The following is a 13,834-nucleotide window of genomic DNA, read 5'->3' as shown; positions in this document are numbered from 1 at the left end:
GGGTCAGTCCCTCGGGTCGTCGGGGTCCAGGCCGTGCAGCGGGAACACCGCGCGGCGGGTCTCGCGGACGGCGGCGTCCAGCGGGGTGTCCGCGTCGCCGCCCCACGGCTCGAACGCCACGTCGGCGTCGTCGGACATGGTGGTGGGCAGCGGCCAGTTCGGGGCGCGGCGGGCGGTGTCGGCGACCCAGTCCGCGGGCAGCGGGGTGGCCGGGTCCACGTCGCGGTCCAGCACGGTGGCCAGCAGGTGCGTCCAGGACCGGGGCACCACGCGGACCAGCTCGTACCCGCCGCCGCCCAGCGCGAGCCAGTGCCCGCCGGTGATCTCCTCGGCCAGGTCGCGGAAGGTCCGGTAGATCGCGCGGTGCCCGTCGACCGACAGCGCCAGGTCGGCCAGCGGGTCTTCGCGGTGGGTGTCCACGCCGCACTGGGTGACCAGGATCTGCGGCCGGAAACTCCGCAGCAGCGCCGGGACGGTCGCGTGGAAGGCGCGCAGCCAGCCCGGGTCGCGGGTGCCCGGCGGCAGGGCGATGTTCACCGCGGTGCCCTCCGCGCCCGGTCCGCCCAGCTCGGAGGGGCGGCCGGTGCCCGGCCACAGGCTCAGCGGGTTCTGGTGCAGGGAGACGGTCAGGACGCGCGGGTCGTCGTAGAACGCGTCCTGGACGCCGTCGCCGTGGTGGACGTCGGAGTCGATGTAGGCGATGCGGTCGAACCCGTTGTCCAGCAGCCACGAGATGGCCACCGCGCAGTCGTTGTAGACGCAGAACCCGGCGGCGTGGTCGCGCATGGCGTGGTGCAGGCCGCCCGCGATGTTCACCGCCCGCTTGACCTCCCCGGACGCGATGCGCCGCGCCGCCGCCAGCGAACCGCCCACGACCAGCGCGGACGCCTCGTGCATGCGCTCGAACACCGGGTTGTCGGCGGTGCCCAGGCCGTGGCCGACGTCCCACGCGGCCATCGGCGCGGCCTGCACGGCGGACAGGTAGGACGGCTCGTGGACGCGTTCGATCTCGGTGTCGGTCGCGGGCCGCGGCGCGAGCGCCTCGACCCCGTCCAGCACGCCCAGCGAGGTCGCGAGCCGGACGGTCAGGTCCAGCCGGACCGGGTTCAACGGGTGGTCGCCGCCCAGGTCGTAGCCGAGGAACGACTCGTCCCACACGACGGCGGCGGTGGCGGTGACCTCTTCGGCGCCCATGCCCCGGAACCTAATGCACGCGCCCACCGGTGGTGTGATCACAGCTTGGCCGCTCCCGACGTGCGACCGCACCGGCAGGTCCTAGAGTCTGCCGCGACGGGCCGGGGCGGAACGCGTTCACCCAGGATGGAACCCCGCGCGTCGGAACGGGGTCAGACAGGACATGCGACGCTCCACCACCCTCACGGCCACGCTGGCGCTGGCCCTCGTGCTCGGCCTGTCCGCGTGCGCCACGACGGTCACCGGCTCCGCGAAGCCGGCCGCGGGCGGGTCGAGCGCCGGCAAGACGACGTCCGGCAAGCCCAGCTCGACCAAGGAGTCCACGAGCGGGCGGAAGACCGCGGTGAGCACCACGGTCACCAAGCCGGGCAGCTCGGGCGGGAGCGTGAAGGTCGGCACGCGCAAGAAGTCCGAGGGCTACGACAGCTGCGAGCTGCTCACGCCGCAGGACGTCGCCGAGGCCGTCGGCGCGCAGAAGCCCGGCGACCCGGGCTGCGTGCAGAGCACCGACGACCCGTTCACGCTGGTGCTGTTCCGGGTCGGTTTCGACACCACCGACGACCAGGAGCGCCGGGAGTTCGAGATCGGTGGCAACACCGCGTACGAGGTGCAGGAGGAGGGCGGCTCCTGCACCGTCGTGGTCGTGCTGGACGAGCCGGGCACCGTCGGGCTCACCCCGGCCTTCACCGCCAACGTCACGCCGATCGACGACAGCGGCAAGCCCTGCGAGGCGGCCCTGAAGCTCGCGACCAAGGGTTTCGAGAAGATCCCCAACGCCTGAGTTCGACGGCGGCCCCGCGGGGCTCGCGCGGATCAGGGGTGGGGGCCGGTCGCCAGCGGCCGGGACGGGTCCACGCACCAGTGCGACCACGAGCCGGCGTACAGCTCGGCCGGCTCGTCCGGGGTCGTCACGCCGGCCGCCTCCAGGGCCAGCACGACCGACGACGCCGTCACGCCCGACCCGCAGTAAGCGCCCACGCGCACGCCGTCACGCACGCCCAGCGCCTGGAACCGTTCCGCCAGCGCCGCGGGGGCCTGCCAGCGGCCGTCCGCGCCGACGTGCTCGGTCGAGGGGGCGTTCACCGCGCCCGGGATGTGCCCCGCGCGCGGGTCCACCGGCTCGGTCTCGCCCCGGTAGCGGGCGGCGGCGCGGGCGTCGAGCAGCACGCCCTCGCGGGCCAGCGCCGCGGCCTCGTCGGCGTCCACCACGGGCATCGCGCCGGGCTCGACCACGATGTCGCCCTCGGTCGCCGGCGGGACCTCGGTCGTCACCGGCCGGCCTTCCGCGACCCACGCCGCGAACCCGCCGTCCAGCACGGCCACCTCGCGGTGCCCGGCCCACCGCAGCAGCCACCACAGGCGCGCCGCGACCGACCCGTCACCACCGTCGTACACCACGACCGGGTGACCCCGGTCGATCCCGATCGAGCGAAGCACGCGCTGCAGGTCCTCCGGCGCGGGCAGCGGGTGGCGCCCGCCCGCGCCCGGCGCGGCGGAGAGGTCGGTGTCCAGGTCGAGGTGGTGCGCGCCCGGGATGTGGCCGACCTCGTAGTCTTGACGTCCGGGAGGTCCGCCCAGCCGCCAGCGGACGTCCACCACGACCGGCCCAGCGGCGTCGGCGAGCGCGGAGACCAGGGCTTCGGTGCTGATCAATGGATGCACGGCACCATCCTGCACCCCTCACCGGGCGACTAGCATTGGCACCATACGAAGGGGAGCGGGTGTGAACGACCTCATCGACACCACGGAGATGTACCTCCGCACGATCTACGAGCTCGAAGAAGAGGGCGTCGTGCCTCTGCGCGCCCGCATCGCCGAGCGGCTCGGCCAGAGCGGTCCCACGGTGAGCCAGACCGTGGGGCGGATGGAGCGCGACGGCCTGGTCGTCGTCGCCGACGACCGCCACCTGGAGCTGACCGAGCAGGGCCGGAGCCTGGCCATCGCGGTCATGCGCAAGCACCGGCTCGCCGAGCGCCTGCTGGTCGACATCATCGGCCTGGAGTGGGAGCACGTGCACAGCGAGGCGTGCCGCTGGGAGCACGTCATGAGCGAGGCCGTCGAGCGCAAGCTGGTCAAGCTGCTGGGCAACCCCACCACCTCCCCGTACGGCAACCCCATCCCCGGCCTGGACAAGCTGGGCGACGGCGACCCGGCCCCGCCGGCGGAGTCCGACCTGGTCCGCGTGGACGAGGTGGCCCGGCGCGGCGGCGGTCGCGTCGAGGTGCGGCGGATCGCCGAGCACGTGCAGCTCGACCCGGACCTGATGGCCGAGCTGAAGGCGGCGGGCGTGGTGCCGGGTGGCACGGTGGACGTCGACTCGATGGGCGGCGCGAAGGTGGTGCAGGTCCGCGGCAACGGCACGACGGCCGAGCTCGACCCGTCCGTGGCGCACGCGGTCCTGGTGCAGGCCAGGTGAGCCTGGGGCGGGAGAAGCAGGCACGGCGGGCCGCGGCGGCGTTCGGCCGCCTGCACGGCGCCGCCCCGCGCGGTGTGTGGTCGGCGCCCGGTCGGGTCAACCTGATCGGCGAGCACACCGACTACAACGACGGGTTCGTGCTGCCCTTCGCCCTGCCCCACCGCACGGCCGTGGCCGCGTCCCCGCGCGCCGACGGCCTGCTGACCGTGGCCACCCTCGGCGACGACGGCGGCGTGCAGCGCGCCGAGCCGGTCGCGGTGGCCGCCCTGGAGCCCGGCGCGGTGACCGGGTGGGCCGCGTACCCGGCCGGGGTCGCCTGGGTGCTGCGCGGACACGGCGTCACCTCCGGCGCGGACCTGGTGATCGCGGGTGACGTGCCCGCCGGCGCGGGGCTGTCGTCCTCGCACGCGCTGGAGTGCGCGGTGGCCCTGGCCCTGCTGGGGCTTTCCGGGGTGCCCGAGGACCGGCCGGAGATCGCCCGCTGGGTGCAGCGGGCGGAGAACGACTTCGTGGGCGCGCCGACCGGTCTGCTGGACCAGACCGCGTCGCTGCTGTGCACCGAGGCGCACGTGCTGTTCCTGGACGTGCGGTCGGGCAAGACCGAGCAGGTGCCGTTCGACGCGGCGGCGTCCGGCCTGGAAGTTCTCGTGATCGACACCCGCGCCCACCACTCCAACCTCGACGGCGGCTACGGCGCGCGCCGGGCGGGCTGCGAGGAGGCGGCGGCGCTGTTGGGCGTGCCCGCGCTGCGGGACGCGGCCCACGCGGACGTGGACCGCCTGCCGGACCGGCTCAAGCCGTTGGCGCGGCACGTGGTGACGGAGAACGAGCGCGTGCTGCGCTCGGTGGACGTGCTGCGCGCGGGCGGCATGGCGGAACTGGGGCCGCTGCTGACCGCGTCGCACGAGAGCCTGCGCGACGACTACCGGGTGTCCTGCCCGGAACTGGACGTCGCGGTGGACGCCGCGCTGGCCGCGGGCGCCCTGGGCGCCCGGATGGTCGGCGGCGGGTTCGGCGGTTCGGCGATCGCGTTGACGCCCGCCGAAAGGCACGACGAGGTGGTGCGGACCGTGCTCGCGGCGTACGCGCGACGCGGCTGGACCGCCCCGAGGACCTTCCCGGCGGTGCCCTCGGCGGGCGCGGGCCGGGACGATTTCACGGACGAGTAGAGGAAAGCGGGGATCACGGTGAAGCTGCTCGTGACGGGCGGTGCCGGGTACGTCGGCAGCGTGTGCGCGGCTCGACTGGTCGAGGCCGGTCACGAGGTGGTCGTGCTCGACGACCTGTCGACCGGGCACGCCGACGCGGTCCCCGACGGGGTCCGGCTCATCGAGGCCGACATCAACGACGTCATCGGCGAGGTGTTGGCCGAGGGCTTCGACGGCGTCCTGCACTTCGCGGCCAAGTCGCTGGTCGGCGAGTCCATGCAGGACCCGGCGAAGTACTGGCACGGGAACGTCGGCACTGCGCTGGTGCTGCTGGACGCGATGCTGGAGCACGGCACCCCGCGGCTGGTGTTCTCCTCGACCGCGGCCTGCTACGGCGAGCCCGACGAGGTGCCGATCCCGGAGACCGCGCCGACCCGGCCGACCAACACCTACGGCGCGACCAAGCTCGCGATCGACCACGCGATCACCGGCTACGCGGCGGCGCACGGCCTGGCGGCGGTGTCCCTGCGGTACTTCAACGTCGCCGGCGCGTACGGCCGGTTCGGCGAGCGGCACGCCACCGAGACGCACCTGATCCCGATCGTGCTGCAGGTCGCCTCGGGGACGCGGGAGAAGGTCGCCATGTACGGCGACGACTACCCGACCGAGGACGGCACGTGCGTGCGCGACTACATCCACGTGGTGGACCTCGCGGACGCACACGTGAAGGCGATCGGCGCCGCGACGGCGGGCGAGCACCGGATCTACAACCTGGGCAACGGTTTCGGCTTCACGGTCAAGCAGGTCGTCGAGGCCTGCCGCGAGGTGACCGGCCACGAGATCCCGGCCGACGTCGCGCCGCGCCGCGCGGGCGACCCGGCGGTGCTGGTGGCCTCCAGCGAGAAGGCGCGCACCGAGCTGGGCTGGAAGCCGGAGCGGGTGGACCTGGCCGGCATCGTGCGCGACGCGTGGGAGTTCACCCGGTCCCGGTCGCGGGGGGCCTGATGGGCGCGGCGATCGGAGCGGAGGACTTCGCCGACCTGACCGCGTACACCCGGATGCCGAGGGTCGGGTCGCTGGCCCTGTCCCCCGACGGCACGCGCCTGGTGGCGGTCGTGGCGGACCTGGCCCCGGACGGCAAGACGTGGCAAGGCGCGCTGTGGGAGATCGACCCCGCCGGCGCCCGCCCGGCCCGCCGCCTGACGCGCGGCGCGAAGGGCGAGTCGAACCCGGTGTTCACGCCGTCGGGTGATCTTCTGTTCCTCTCGGGTAGGCCGGACCCGCAAGCGAAGCCGAACGACCCGGGGTCCACGAAGGACAAGACGGCGCTGTGGCTGCTGCCGCCGGCGGGTGAGGCGCGGGAGCTGTTCCGCCCGGCGGGCGGCGTGGACCGGGTCGTGGTGGCCGGCGAGTCGGGCACGCTGCTGCTGACGGCGGGCGCCCACCCGGGCGGCGCGTTCACCGAGGACGCGAACCTGCGCAAGGCCCGCGAGGACGCGGGCGTGACGGCGATCCTGCACGAGTCCTACCCGGTCCGCTACTGGGACACCGACCTAGGCCCCGCCTACCCCCGCCTCCTGACCGGCACCCTGCCCGACGCGGGCACGGCGGCCGGCTCGGGCTCGGCGGCGGCCGGCCTCGGCTCGGCGGCGACCGGCTCCGGCGTGGCGGCCGGCTCGGGCTCGGCGGCGGCCGGCCTCGGCTCGGCGGCGGGCTCCACCGCGGCGAGCTCAGCGGACTCCGCCGGCGAGCGCCTCGATCCCGCCGCGCTGGTCGACCTCACGCCCGAGTCGGCGGCCCGGCTGGACGACGCCGCCGTGATCAGCCCCGACGGCCGGTGGGTCGTGCACACCGAGCGCGTCGAGGTCAGCGCGTCCTACGGCGCTCGGGTCCGGTTGCGGTTGGTCGCCGCCGACGGGTCGTCCAGCCGGGTGTTGGCCGACCAGGACGGGCACTCGTTCGGCCAGGTCGCGTTCCTGCCCGACTCGTCGGGCGTGGTCGCGGTGCGCGCGCTGGACTCCACCGGCGACCGGACGTGGCGCAACGCCCTGGTGCGGATCTCCCTGGCCGGCGAGGTCGCCGAGCTGCTGCCGGACTTCGTGGAGGAGGTCGAGCACCCGGTCGTCGCGCCGGACGGCACGGCCGTCTACTTCACCGCCGCGCAGCGGGGTCACCAGCCGGTCTTCCGGCTCGACCTGGCCTCCGGCGAGGTGGTCCGGCTGACCGCGTCGGGCGCGTACAGCGAGGTCATCGTGGGTCGGGACCACGTCTACGCGTTGCGCAGCGGGTGGGACCACCCGCCGCGGCCGGTGCGCCTGGACCTGACGGGCGCGGACCAGCACCCGGTCGCGTTGCCCGCGCCCGGTGCCGTGGAGTCGCTGCCCGGCACGCTGACCGAGGTCTCGACCGTCGTGGCGGACGGCCGGACCGTGCGGGCGTGGCTGGTGCTGCCGGCGGGCTGCTCGGCGGACGACCCCGCGCCGCTGCTGCTGTGGGTGCACGGCGGTCCGATCATGAGCTGGAACGCGTGGAGCTGGCGGTGGAACCCGTGGCTGATGGCCGCGCGCGGGTACGCCGTCCTGCTGCCCGACCCGGCGCTGTCGCTCGGGTACGGCCAGGAGTTCATCCAGGCCGGCTGGGGCAGTTGGGGTGCCAAGCCCTACACCGACCTGATGGCGATCACCGACGTGGCCGTGCGGCGGCCGGACATCGACGACAGCCGGACCGCCGCGATGGGCGGCTCGTTCGGCGGGTACATGTCGAACTGGATCGCCACGCAGACCGACCGGTTCAAGGCGATCGTGACGCACGCGTCGTTGTGGCACCTCGACGCGTTCACCGGCACCACGGACAGCTCGTACTACTGGATCCGCGAGGTCGGCGACCCGCAGCGCGACGACGAGCGGGTGCGCGCGAACTCACCGCACCTGCGCGTCGCCGACATCAAGACGCCGATGCTGGTGATCCACGGCGACAAGGACTACCGGGTGCCGGTCGGCGAGGGCCAGCGGTTGTTCTTCGACCTGGTGCGGCACGGGGTGCCGGCGAAGTTCCTGTACTTCCCGACCGAGAACCACTGGATCCTGACGCCCGGCAACACCAAGGTCTGGTACGAGACCGTGTTCGCGTTCCTGGCCGAACACGTGCTCGGCGAGCCCTGGAAGCGCCCCGAGCTGCTCTGACGTCCGCGGTCGCGCCCGCGCCACGCCACCCGGCCGTGGCGCGGGCGCGCTCGTCCGCGGGTCCGGCTCGATCCCGGCGAGAAAATCTTCGGCGGTGATGTCGAGATCCGGTGCGCCGCTCCGTCCCCGAGGTGAACGCGACCACAATGGGTCGCGAGGACACCGAGGAGAACGACGATGGCCAAGTACCTGCTGCTCAAGCACTACCGCGGCGCTCCGGCGGCGGTCAACGACGTCCCGATGGAGAAGTGGACGCCGGAGGAGATCTCCGCGCACGTGCGGTACATGAGCGACTTCGCCGCTCGGCTGGAGCAGACCGGCGAGTTCGTCGACGGGCAGGCCCTCGCCCCCGAGGGGACCTGGGTCCGCTACGACGGCGAGGGTCGCCCGCCGGTGACCGACGGCCCGTTCGCCGAGACCAAGGACCTCATCGCCGGCTGGATGGTCATCGACGTGGACAGCTACGAGCGCGCGGTCGAGCTGGCCGGGGAGCTGTCGGCGGCCCCCGGCGCCGGCGGCAAGCCGATCCACGAGTGGCTCGAACTGCGCCCCTTCTACGCCTCCCCTCCCACCATCACCGAGTGACCTCGATGGACGAGGCCCTGCTGCGCAGCCTCACCCCAGCCGTGCTCGCGATCCTCGTCCGCCGCGGAGCCGACTTCGCGGCGGCCGAGGACGCGGTGCAGGACGCCCTGGTCGAGGCCGTCCGCGCGTGGCCGGCCGACCCGCCCCGGGACCCGAAGGGCTGGCTGGTCACCGCGGCGTGGCGCAAGTTCCTGGACGCCACCCGGGCCGACACCGCCCGCCGCCGCCGCGAGGACGCGGTGGAGGAGGAACCCCCACCCGGCCCCGCGCCCGCCGTGGACGACACGTTGCAGTTGTACTTCCTGTGCGCCCACCCCTCCCTGACCCCGTCGTCGGCGGTCGCGCTGACCCTGCGCGCCGTCGGCGGCCTCACCACCCGCCAGATCGCCCAGGCGTACCTGGTCCCCGAGGCGACCATGGCGCAGCGGATCAGCCGCGCGAAGCGGACGGTCGCCGGCGTCCGGTTCGACCAGCCCGGCGACGTGGCCACCGTGCTGCGCGTGCTGTACCTGGTGTTCAACGAGGGCTACTCGGGCGACGTGGACCTGGCCGCCGAGGCCATCCGCCTGACCCGGCAGCTGGCCGCGGCGATCGACCACCCGGAGGTGGCCGGGCTGCTGGCGCTGATGCTCCTGCACCACGCCCGCCGGGGGACGAGAACCGCCGCGGACGGCTCCCTGGTCCCGCTGGCGGCCCAGGACCGGACCCGCTGGGACACGGGCCTGATCGCCGAGGGCGTGCGGGTGCTCCAGGCGGCCCTGGCCCGCGACCGCCTGGGCGAGTTCCAGGCCCAGGCGGCCATCGCCGCCCTGCACGCCGACGCCCGGACGGCCGAGGAGACCGACTGGGTGCAGATCGTCGAGTGGTACGACGAGCTGGTCCGCCTGACCGACAGCCCGGTGGCCCGCCTCAACCGCGCCGTGGCCATCGGCGAGGCGGACGGCCCCCAGGCGGGCCTGGCCGCCCTGGCACCCCTGGACACCTCCCTCCCCCGCCACACCGCGGCGGCGGCTCACCTGCACGAACGAGCCGGCGACCTGACAACGGCGGCCCACCTCTACACCGAGGCCGCCCACAAGGCCCCGAACCTGGCCGAACGAGCCCACCTGACCCGCCAAGCCGCCCGCCTCAACGCCCTCCGCCCCGAGTGAGGGACGGAGCGGGCCGCTGAAGCGCCGCCCGGACCGGGGAAGCCTGCCGCCGACGCCGACTGGTGCGGTGGGTGGGCTGCGGTGGGTCGGCGGCGGTGGGTCGGCGGCGGTGGGTCGCCCGCCGTGGGTCGCCCGCCGTGGGTCGCCCGCCGTGGGTCGCCCGCCGTGGGTCGCCCGCCGTGGGTCGCCCGCCGTGGGTCGCCCGCCGTGGGTCGGCCGGCCGGCGGTTGTGCGGTTTCGGCGGTTCCCCGCCCGGTGTCAGGTGTGCTCGGGGAAAGGCAGGTCGGCTGCTCGTTCTGCCAGTTGGCGGACTGTGCCGGGTGGCATTCCGTTGTCCAGCGCCATTCTCAGGAGGCGGGCCAATCGGTGGCCTGGTTGGGCTTCCTGCGCCCGGTCCAAGGCTATTGCCGCATAAGCTCCGTCCCCTCTGATGTACGCCGAGAAAGCGAGCAGGGTCGCCGGCTCGGCTCGTTCCGGCAGCGGTGTGGCCCGGGTCAGTTCCGCCCACAGTGCCTCCGCCGACCGCGCGTGCTCGCCCACGGCGCACGCCAGGCTGGCGTCGCGGACCAGCAAGTCGGACAGGGCGAACGCCAGGGCCGCCACCTCCGAGTCGGTCAGCGGGCGTTTCCGGGTGCCCGCCCGCACCACCTCCGCCTGGACCAGCGCCCGGTGGCGCAGGGACGTGGCCGGGTCGTCGTAGGGAGCCGCCTCCGCCTCGGCCACCAGGCGGTCCAGGGCCGCGGAGCGGCGGGTCAGGGCGGGTTCCGGGTCCGGGGTCAGGGTGTTGGCCAGGGTTTCGCGGTCGGGGTAGGTGATCATGCCGCGGGACACGGCGAGGGCGGCCAGGGGCGTGGCGGACGGGTCCGGGACGGTGCCCTCGTCGCCCAGGTCGTGGTAGTTGAACCACGGGGCGTCGCGGGCGGTGGCGGGGGTCCAGATCGCGCACGCCACCGGCACGCCCACCTGGGCCAGCGCGGCTTCCACGTGCGCCACCAGGTGTTCGCGGGGCAGTCGTTCGGGCGGGTCGCCGCTGCCGCCGCCCACCACGAAGGCCACCACCCGGCGGCGGTTCGGGTATTGCAACAGCGGCGCGGCCAGGTGGCGGGCGACCCTGCGGTCGTCGTGCGGTGGCGGTATGTCCGCGCGCAGGGTTTGCTCCACCGCCTGCCCGACCAGGACCACCAGCACGACCGAGTCGGTCGGGTGGAAACCGATCAGGTGGGGCAGGGCGGCGATCAATTCGCCCGGGGAACGGACATCGCCGGCCAAGTTCACTGAAGTCGTCATGTGATCGACTCTGGCCGGCCGGAAACCAGAAGGCGAGGACGGCCGCCCGTCCTGTGGACAAGTTCGCCTCGTCACCCGAAAGGGACCACGAATGGATCACGGAAGGGGCCACGAAGGGGAAAAGCTAAGCCGCCCCGGCGGATGTGCCGGGGCGGCTCAGAGGGAGTGAAGGGTCAGCAGTCCGGGGCTACTCGGCCGTCCGACCCCGTGTAGACGTAAGCGTCCGAGATGTACCCCGAACCGATGTGGTCCCACAGGTTGGTGGTGCCGTAAGTCCCCGTGATCGACTCGCCCACCGCCTGGCACCGGATGGTCACCGTGGCACCGTCCGCCACCGAACCGACCGCCGCGTAGTTCGTCCCCGGCCCCGACCGGACGGTCAGCGACGAGCCGCTGGTGTTGACCGTCCCGGTCGCCCCGCTGCACGAGTTGCGGCTGGTGTAGCTGCGCGTCCCCCAGTAGTACGCCTGGGAGCCGTTGAACACGATCTTCACGTCCGCGCCGTTGAGCCGCTGCTCGTAGTGCAGGTGCGGCCCGGTGGAACCGCCGGTCGAGCCGACGTTGCCGATCTGCTGCCCGATCCGCACGGTCTGCCCCACGGACACCCGCTGCGCGGACAGGTGCGCGTACCGGGTCCGCCACCCGCTGCCGTGGTCGATCTCGATCCACCGGCCGTAGCTGACGCTGCCCTCGTTCGCCACCCTGGTCACGGTGCCGCCCGCGGACGCCACGACCGGGTCACCGTCATCACCGGAACGGTTGAAGTCGATCGAGTTGGGCGGGCTGTGGTTGGTCCGGGTCTGCCCCTCCCAGACCTGCCCGCACGGGAACGGCAACTGGAAGGCCGGAGCCGCCACGGCCTCGCCCGCGGTGAGGGCGAGGCCGAAGAGCGGCGCGACGAGGGCGGTGACTAAGACGCGGCGCATCTGCCAACCTCCTTGACGACTGGGTGTGGTGATCGGACCACGCCCAGCCGTCAAGTGGAAGACTCACCAGCTAGACAGTTCGTGAATTACTTCCTAACCAACCGAACGGCGCAACGCCTCCCGCCCGCCGACCACGGGGAGTTCCACCGAGGTCGCGGTCAGGTCGATCGACAGCCCGGCGCCCGGCTTGGGCCGCAGGGTGTAGTCGTAGTCGCTGGAGAGCAGCACGAACTCGACCTTGTGACCGGCCTTCACGAGGTAGTCCTGCGGCTCCAGCTCCACCTCCACCCGGTACGTGTGACCAGGCGCGATGGGCTTGGTCCGGGACGGGCTCACCCGGTTCTGCGGGTCGGTCCACCCGCGGGTGATGATGTGGCTCGTGCCGTCCGGCGCGCGGTCCACCAGCAGCGCGGTCACGTTGGCCGCGGGCCGGTCGAACGAGATCGCCAGGTTCACCCGGGCGACACCCGAAAGGCGCAGGTCGGTCGCCGTCTGAGACGTCGCGTACGACAGGCGGTTACCGGAGCTGGGCAGGTCCACCAGGTCGTCGGCGAGCTTGGACGAGTCGTCGCGCAGCGATTCCACCACCGCGTGACCCGGCACGGACGCCGACCGCAGCGCCCCCTTGGCCGAACCGCCGGCCCACGGGAACAGCCGCGCCGACGCGGTGCCCGGAGCGGGCCACTCGGCCTCGTCCACCCACGACTTGTCCTCGCGCTGGATGGTCGACTTCGGCTCCTTCTCGATGCCGTTGTCGATTCCGTACAGGTAGTGCGAGAACCACCGGTTGATCGTGCGCCGCCACTCGGCCGAGCGCAGCGTGTCGGGGTCGGTGTGCCCGGACTGGTGCAGCCAGATCTTGTGCTCGACGCCGTGCTTCTTCAGCGCCTCGTACCACTGGTGCACGTGCTTGACCTTGACGTTCCAGTCGCTCAGGCCGTGCACGGCGAGCACCGCGGCCTTGACCTTGGCGGCGTCCTTGACGTAGTTCCGCTCGTCCCAGAACGCGCTGTAGTCACCGGTCACGCGGTCCTGCTTGCGGGCGATCTCGGCGATCACCGGCTTGCAGATCTCACGGTCCTCGCGCGTGTAGACGTACTCCGCGAGCACGTCCAGGTCCTCGCCCTGGAACGTCCCGGGCGCCACCACGGCCCCGTCGGCGCGGTAGTAGTCGTACCAGCTGGAGATCGCCGCGATCGGCACGATCGCCTTCAGGCCCTCGACACCGGTGGACGCCACGGCGTTGGGCAGGGTCCCGTTGTAGGACACGCCCATCATCGCGGTGTTGCCGGTGGTCCAGGTCGCCTTCACGGCCGCGCCGGCGGCATTGCGGGCCGTCGCACGGCCGTTGAGCCAGTCCACGACCGCCTTGGACCCGATGGTCTCGTTGACCCCGCCCGAGGTCGGGCAGCCCGACGACTTGCCGGTGCCCAACGACTCCGCGTACACCATCGCGAAGCCGCGCGAGATGAAGTAGTCCTCGTACCGGCCCGACCGGATGGGACCGGCGTTGGGCCCGACGGCGGCGGCGATCCGCTCGTCCGCCTGCGCCTTGAGCAGCGACCCGTCCCGCTTGTCGTAGCCGCCGTGCCGGTTGGGCACGTACAGCTCGACGTCGACGTTGTGGTTGGCCACGTCGTTGCCGCCGGAGAAGTACGGGCTGTTGAAGAACACCACGGGGACCTTCAGCCCCCGGTCGGTGGCCTTCTGGCGCACCACCTCGGTGTAGACCTCGTCGTCCCGCCCGTCCCGGTCGCTGTCGACCGGCGCGCGGACCCACACGCTCTCCTTGACCACGTCCTTCGGGTCGAAGACGGGTTGCGCCTCGCCGTCCTTGAAGACCGGGCCTTCCGCGGCCGAAGCGACCACGGGCAGCGTTCCCAGGGGCAGCGTCACCAGAGCCGCGAGCACCGCGGCTCTCCGAACACCCTTCACGGCAGTTCCC

At 73.3% G+C, this 13,834-nt stretch carries 12 protein-coding genes; 7 read left to right on the top strand and 5 right to left on the bottom strand.

From position 1 onward, the window contains the following. Positions 1 to 3: 3 nt before the first annotated feature. Complete coding sequence (locus AB0A74_RS21690; protein WP_358251920.1) at positions 4 to 1,194, bottom strand: acetoin utilization protein AcuC; 1,191 nt, start codon at positions 1,192 to 1,194, stop codon at positions 4 to 6. Between the two features lie 163 nt (positions 1,195 to 1,357). On the opposite strand from AB0A74_RS21690, the gene AB0A74_RS21685 reads away from it, so the two are divergent. After that, positions 1,358 to 1,975, top strand: a complete 618-nt coding sequence (locus AB0A74_RS21685) for a hypothetical protein (RefSeq protein ID WP_358251919.1) — start codon at positions 1,358 to 1,360, stop codon at positions 1,973 to 1,975. Between the two features lie 32 nt (positions 1,976 to 2,007). On the opposite strand, the gene AB0A74_RS21680 is transcribed toward AB0A74_RS21685, so the two are convergent. After that, the gene (locus AB0A74_RS21680; RefSeq protein WP_358251917.1) at positions 2,008 to 2,856 is read right to left on the bottom strand and encodes a sulfurtransferase; all 849 of its coding nucleotides are present in this window, start codon (positions 2,854 to 2,856) and stop codon (positions 2,008 to 2,010) included. A gap of 61 nt (positions 2,857 to 2,917) precedes the next feature. On the opposite strand from AB0A74_RS21680, the gene AB0A74_RS21675 reads away from it, so the two are divergent. The 6 genes from AB0A74_RS21675 (at position 2,918) to AB0A74_RS21650 (ending at position 9,676) form a co-directional block, all read left to right on the top strand. Beyond that, positions 2,918 to 3,610: an iron dependent repressor, metal binding and dimerization domain protein gene (locus tag AB0A74_RS21675; RefSeq protein ID WP_343936222.1), complete on the top strand. Its 693-nt coding sequence runs from the start codon at positions 2,918 to 2,920 to the stop codon at positions 3,608 to 3,610. Then, on the top strand, positions 3,607 to 4,779 hold the full coding sequence (gene galK / locus AB0A74_RS21670; protein ID WP_358251915.1) for a galactokinase: 1,173 nt from the start codon (positions 3,607 to 3,609) through the stop codon (positions 4,777 to 4,779). The genes AB0A74_RS21675 and galK overlap by 4 nt, the downstream gene beginning before the upstream one ends. 18 nt (positions 4,780 to 4,797) lie before the next feature. Further along, entirely contained in the window at positions 4,798 to 5,763 is a 966-nt protein-coding gene (galE, locus tag AB0A74_RS21665; protein ID WP_358251913.1) for a UDP-glucose 4-epimerase GalE, read from the top strand. After that, complete coding sequence (locus AB0A74_RS21660) at positions 5,763 to 7,940, top strand: S9 family peptidase (RefSeq protein WP_358251911.1); 2,178 nt, start codon at positions 5,763 to 5,765, stop codon at positions 7,938 to 7,940. The genes galE and AB0A74_RS21660 overlap by 1 nt, the downstream gene beginning before the upstream one ends. Positions 7,941 to 8,117: 177 nt before the next feature. Next, positions 8,118 to 8,525, top strand: coding sequence for a YciI family protein (locus tag AB0A74_RS21655; protein ID WP_343936218.1), 408 nt, complete (start codon positions 8,118 to 8,120; stop codon positions 8,523 to 8,525). A gap of 5 nt (positions 8,526 to 8,530) precedes the next feature. Continuing rightward, on the top strand, positions 8,531 to 9,676 hold the full coding sequence (locus tag AB0A74_RS21650; protein ID WP_358251959.1) for a DUF6596 domain-containing protein: 1,146 nt from the start codon (positions 8,531 to 8,533) through the stop codon (positions 9,674 to 9,676). 258 nt (positions 9,677 to 9,934) lie between these two features. Here the strand turns inward: AB0A74_RS21650 and AB0A74_RS21645 are convergent, their stop codons facing one another. The 3 genes from AB0A74_RS21645 to AB0A74_RS21635 all read right to left on the bottom strand — a co-directional run bounded on the left by AB0A74_RS21645 (position 9,935) and on the right by AB0A74_RS21635 (position 13,824). Continuing rightward, positions 9,935 to 10,963: a DUF4192 domain-containing protein gene (locus tag AB0A74_RS21645; RefSeq protein ID WP_358251909.1), complete on the bottom strand. Its 1,029-nt coding sequence runs from the start codon at positions 10,961 to 10,963 to the stop codon at positions 9,935 to 9,937. A 173-nt stretch (positions 10,964 to 11,136) separates the two neighbouring features. Then, positions 11,137 to 11,889: a peptidoglycan DD-metalloendopeptidase family protein gene (locus AB0A74_RS21640; protein ID WP_358251907.1), complete on the bottom strand. Its 753-nt coding sequence runs from the start codon at positions 11,887 to 11,889 to the stop codon at positions 11,137 to 11,139. 93 nt (positions 11,890 to 11,982) lie between these two features. Then, the gene (locus AB0A74_RS21635; RefSeq protein WP_358251905.1) at positions 11,983 to 13,824 is read right to left on the bottom strand and encodes a Xaa-Pro dipeptidyl-peptidase; all 1,842 of its coding nucleotides are present in this window, start codon (positions 13,822 to 13,824) and stop codon (positions 11,983 to 11,985) included. Positions 13,825 to 13,834: the final 10 nt, after the last annotated feature.

This window comes from Saccharothrix sp. NPDC042600 (assembly GCF_040647305.1).
Lineage (GTDB): Bacteria > Actinomycetota > Actinomycetes > Mycobacteriales > Pseudonocardiaceae > Actinosynnema > Actinosynnema mutabilis.
The sequence above is the reverse complement of the archived record's forward strand: the minus strand, read 5'-3'. Positions and strand labels throughout refer to the sequence as shown.

Excerpts from the sequence above, each read along its gene's own strand:
- AB0A74_RS21655 (WP_343936218.1), top strand. The coding sequence starts at position 8,118 with ATGGCCAAGTACCTGCTGCTCAAGCACTACCGCGGCGCTCCGGCGGCG.
- AB0A74_RS21650 (WP_358251959.1), top strand. The coding sequence starts at position 8,531 with ATGGACGAGGCCCTGCTGCGCAGCCTCACCCCAGCCGTGCTCGCGATC.
- AB0A74_RS21645 (WP_358251909.1), bottom strand. The coding sequence starts at position 10,963 with ATGACGACTTCAGTGAACTTGGCCGGCGATGTCCGTTCCCCGGGCGAA.
- AB0A74_RS21660 (WP_358251911.1), top strand. The coding sequence starts at position 5,763 with ATGGGCGCGGCGATCGGAGCGGAGGACTTCGCCGACCTGACCGCGTAC.
- AB0A74_RS21690 (WP_358251920.1), bottom strand. The coding sequence starts at position 1,194 with ATGGGCGCCGAAGAGGTCACCGCCACCGCCGCCGTCGTGTGGGACGAG.
- AB0A74_RS21685 (WP_358251919.1), top strand. The coding sequence starts at position 1,358 with ATGCGACGCTCCACCACCCTCACGGCCACGCTGGCGCTGGCCCTCGTG.
- AB0A74_RS21640 (WP_358251907.1), bottom strand. The coding sequence starts at position 11,889 with ATGCGCCGCGTCTTAGTCACCGCCCTCGTCGCGCCGCTCTTCGGCCTC.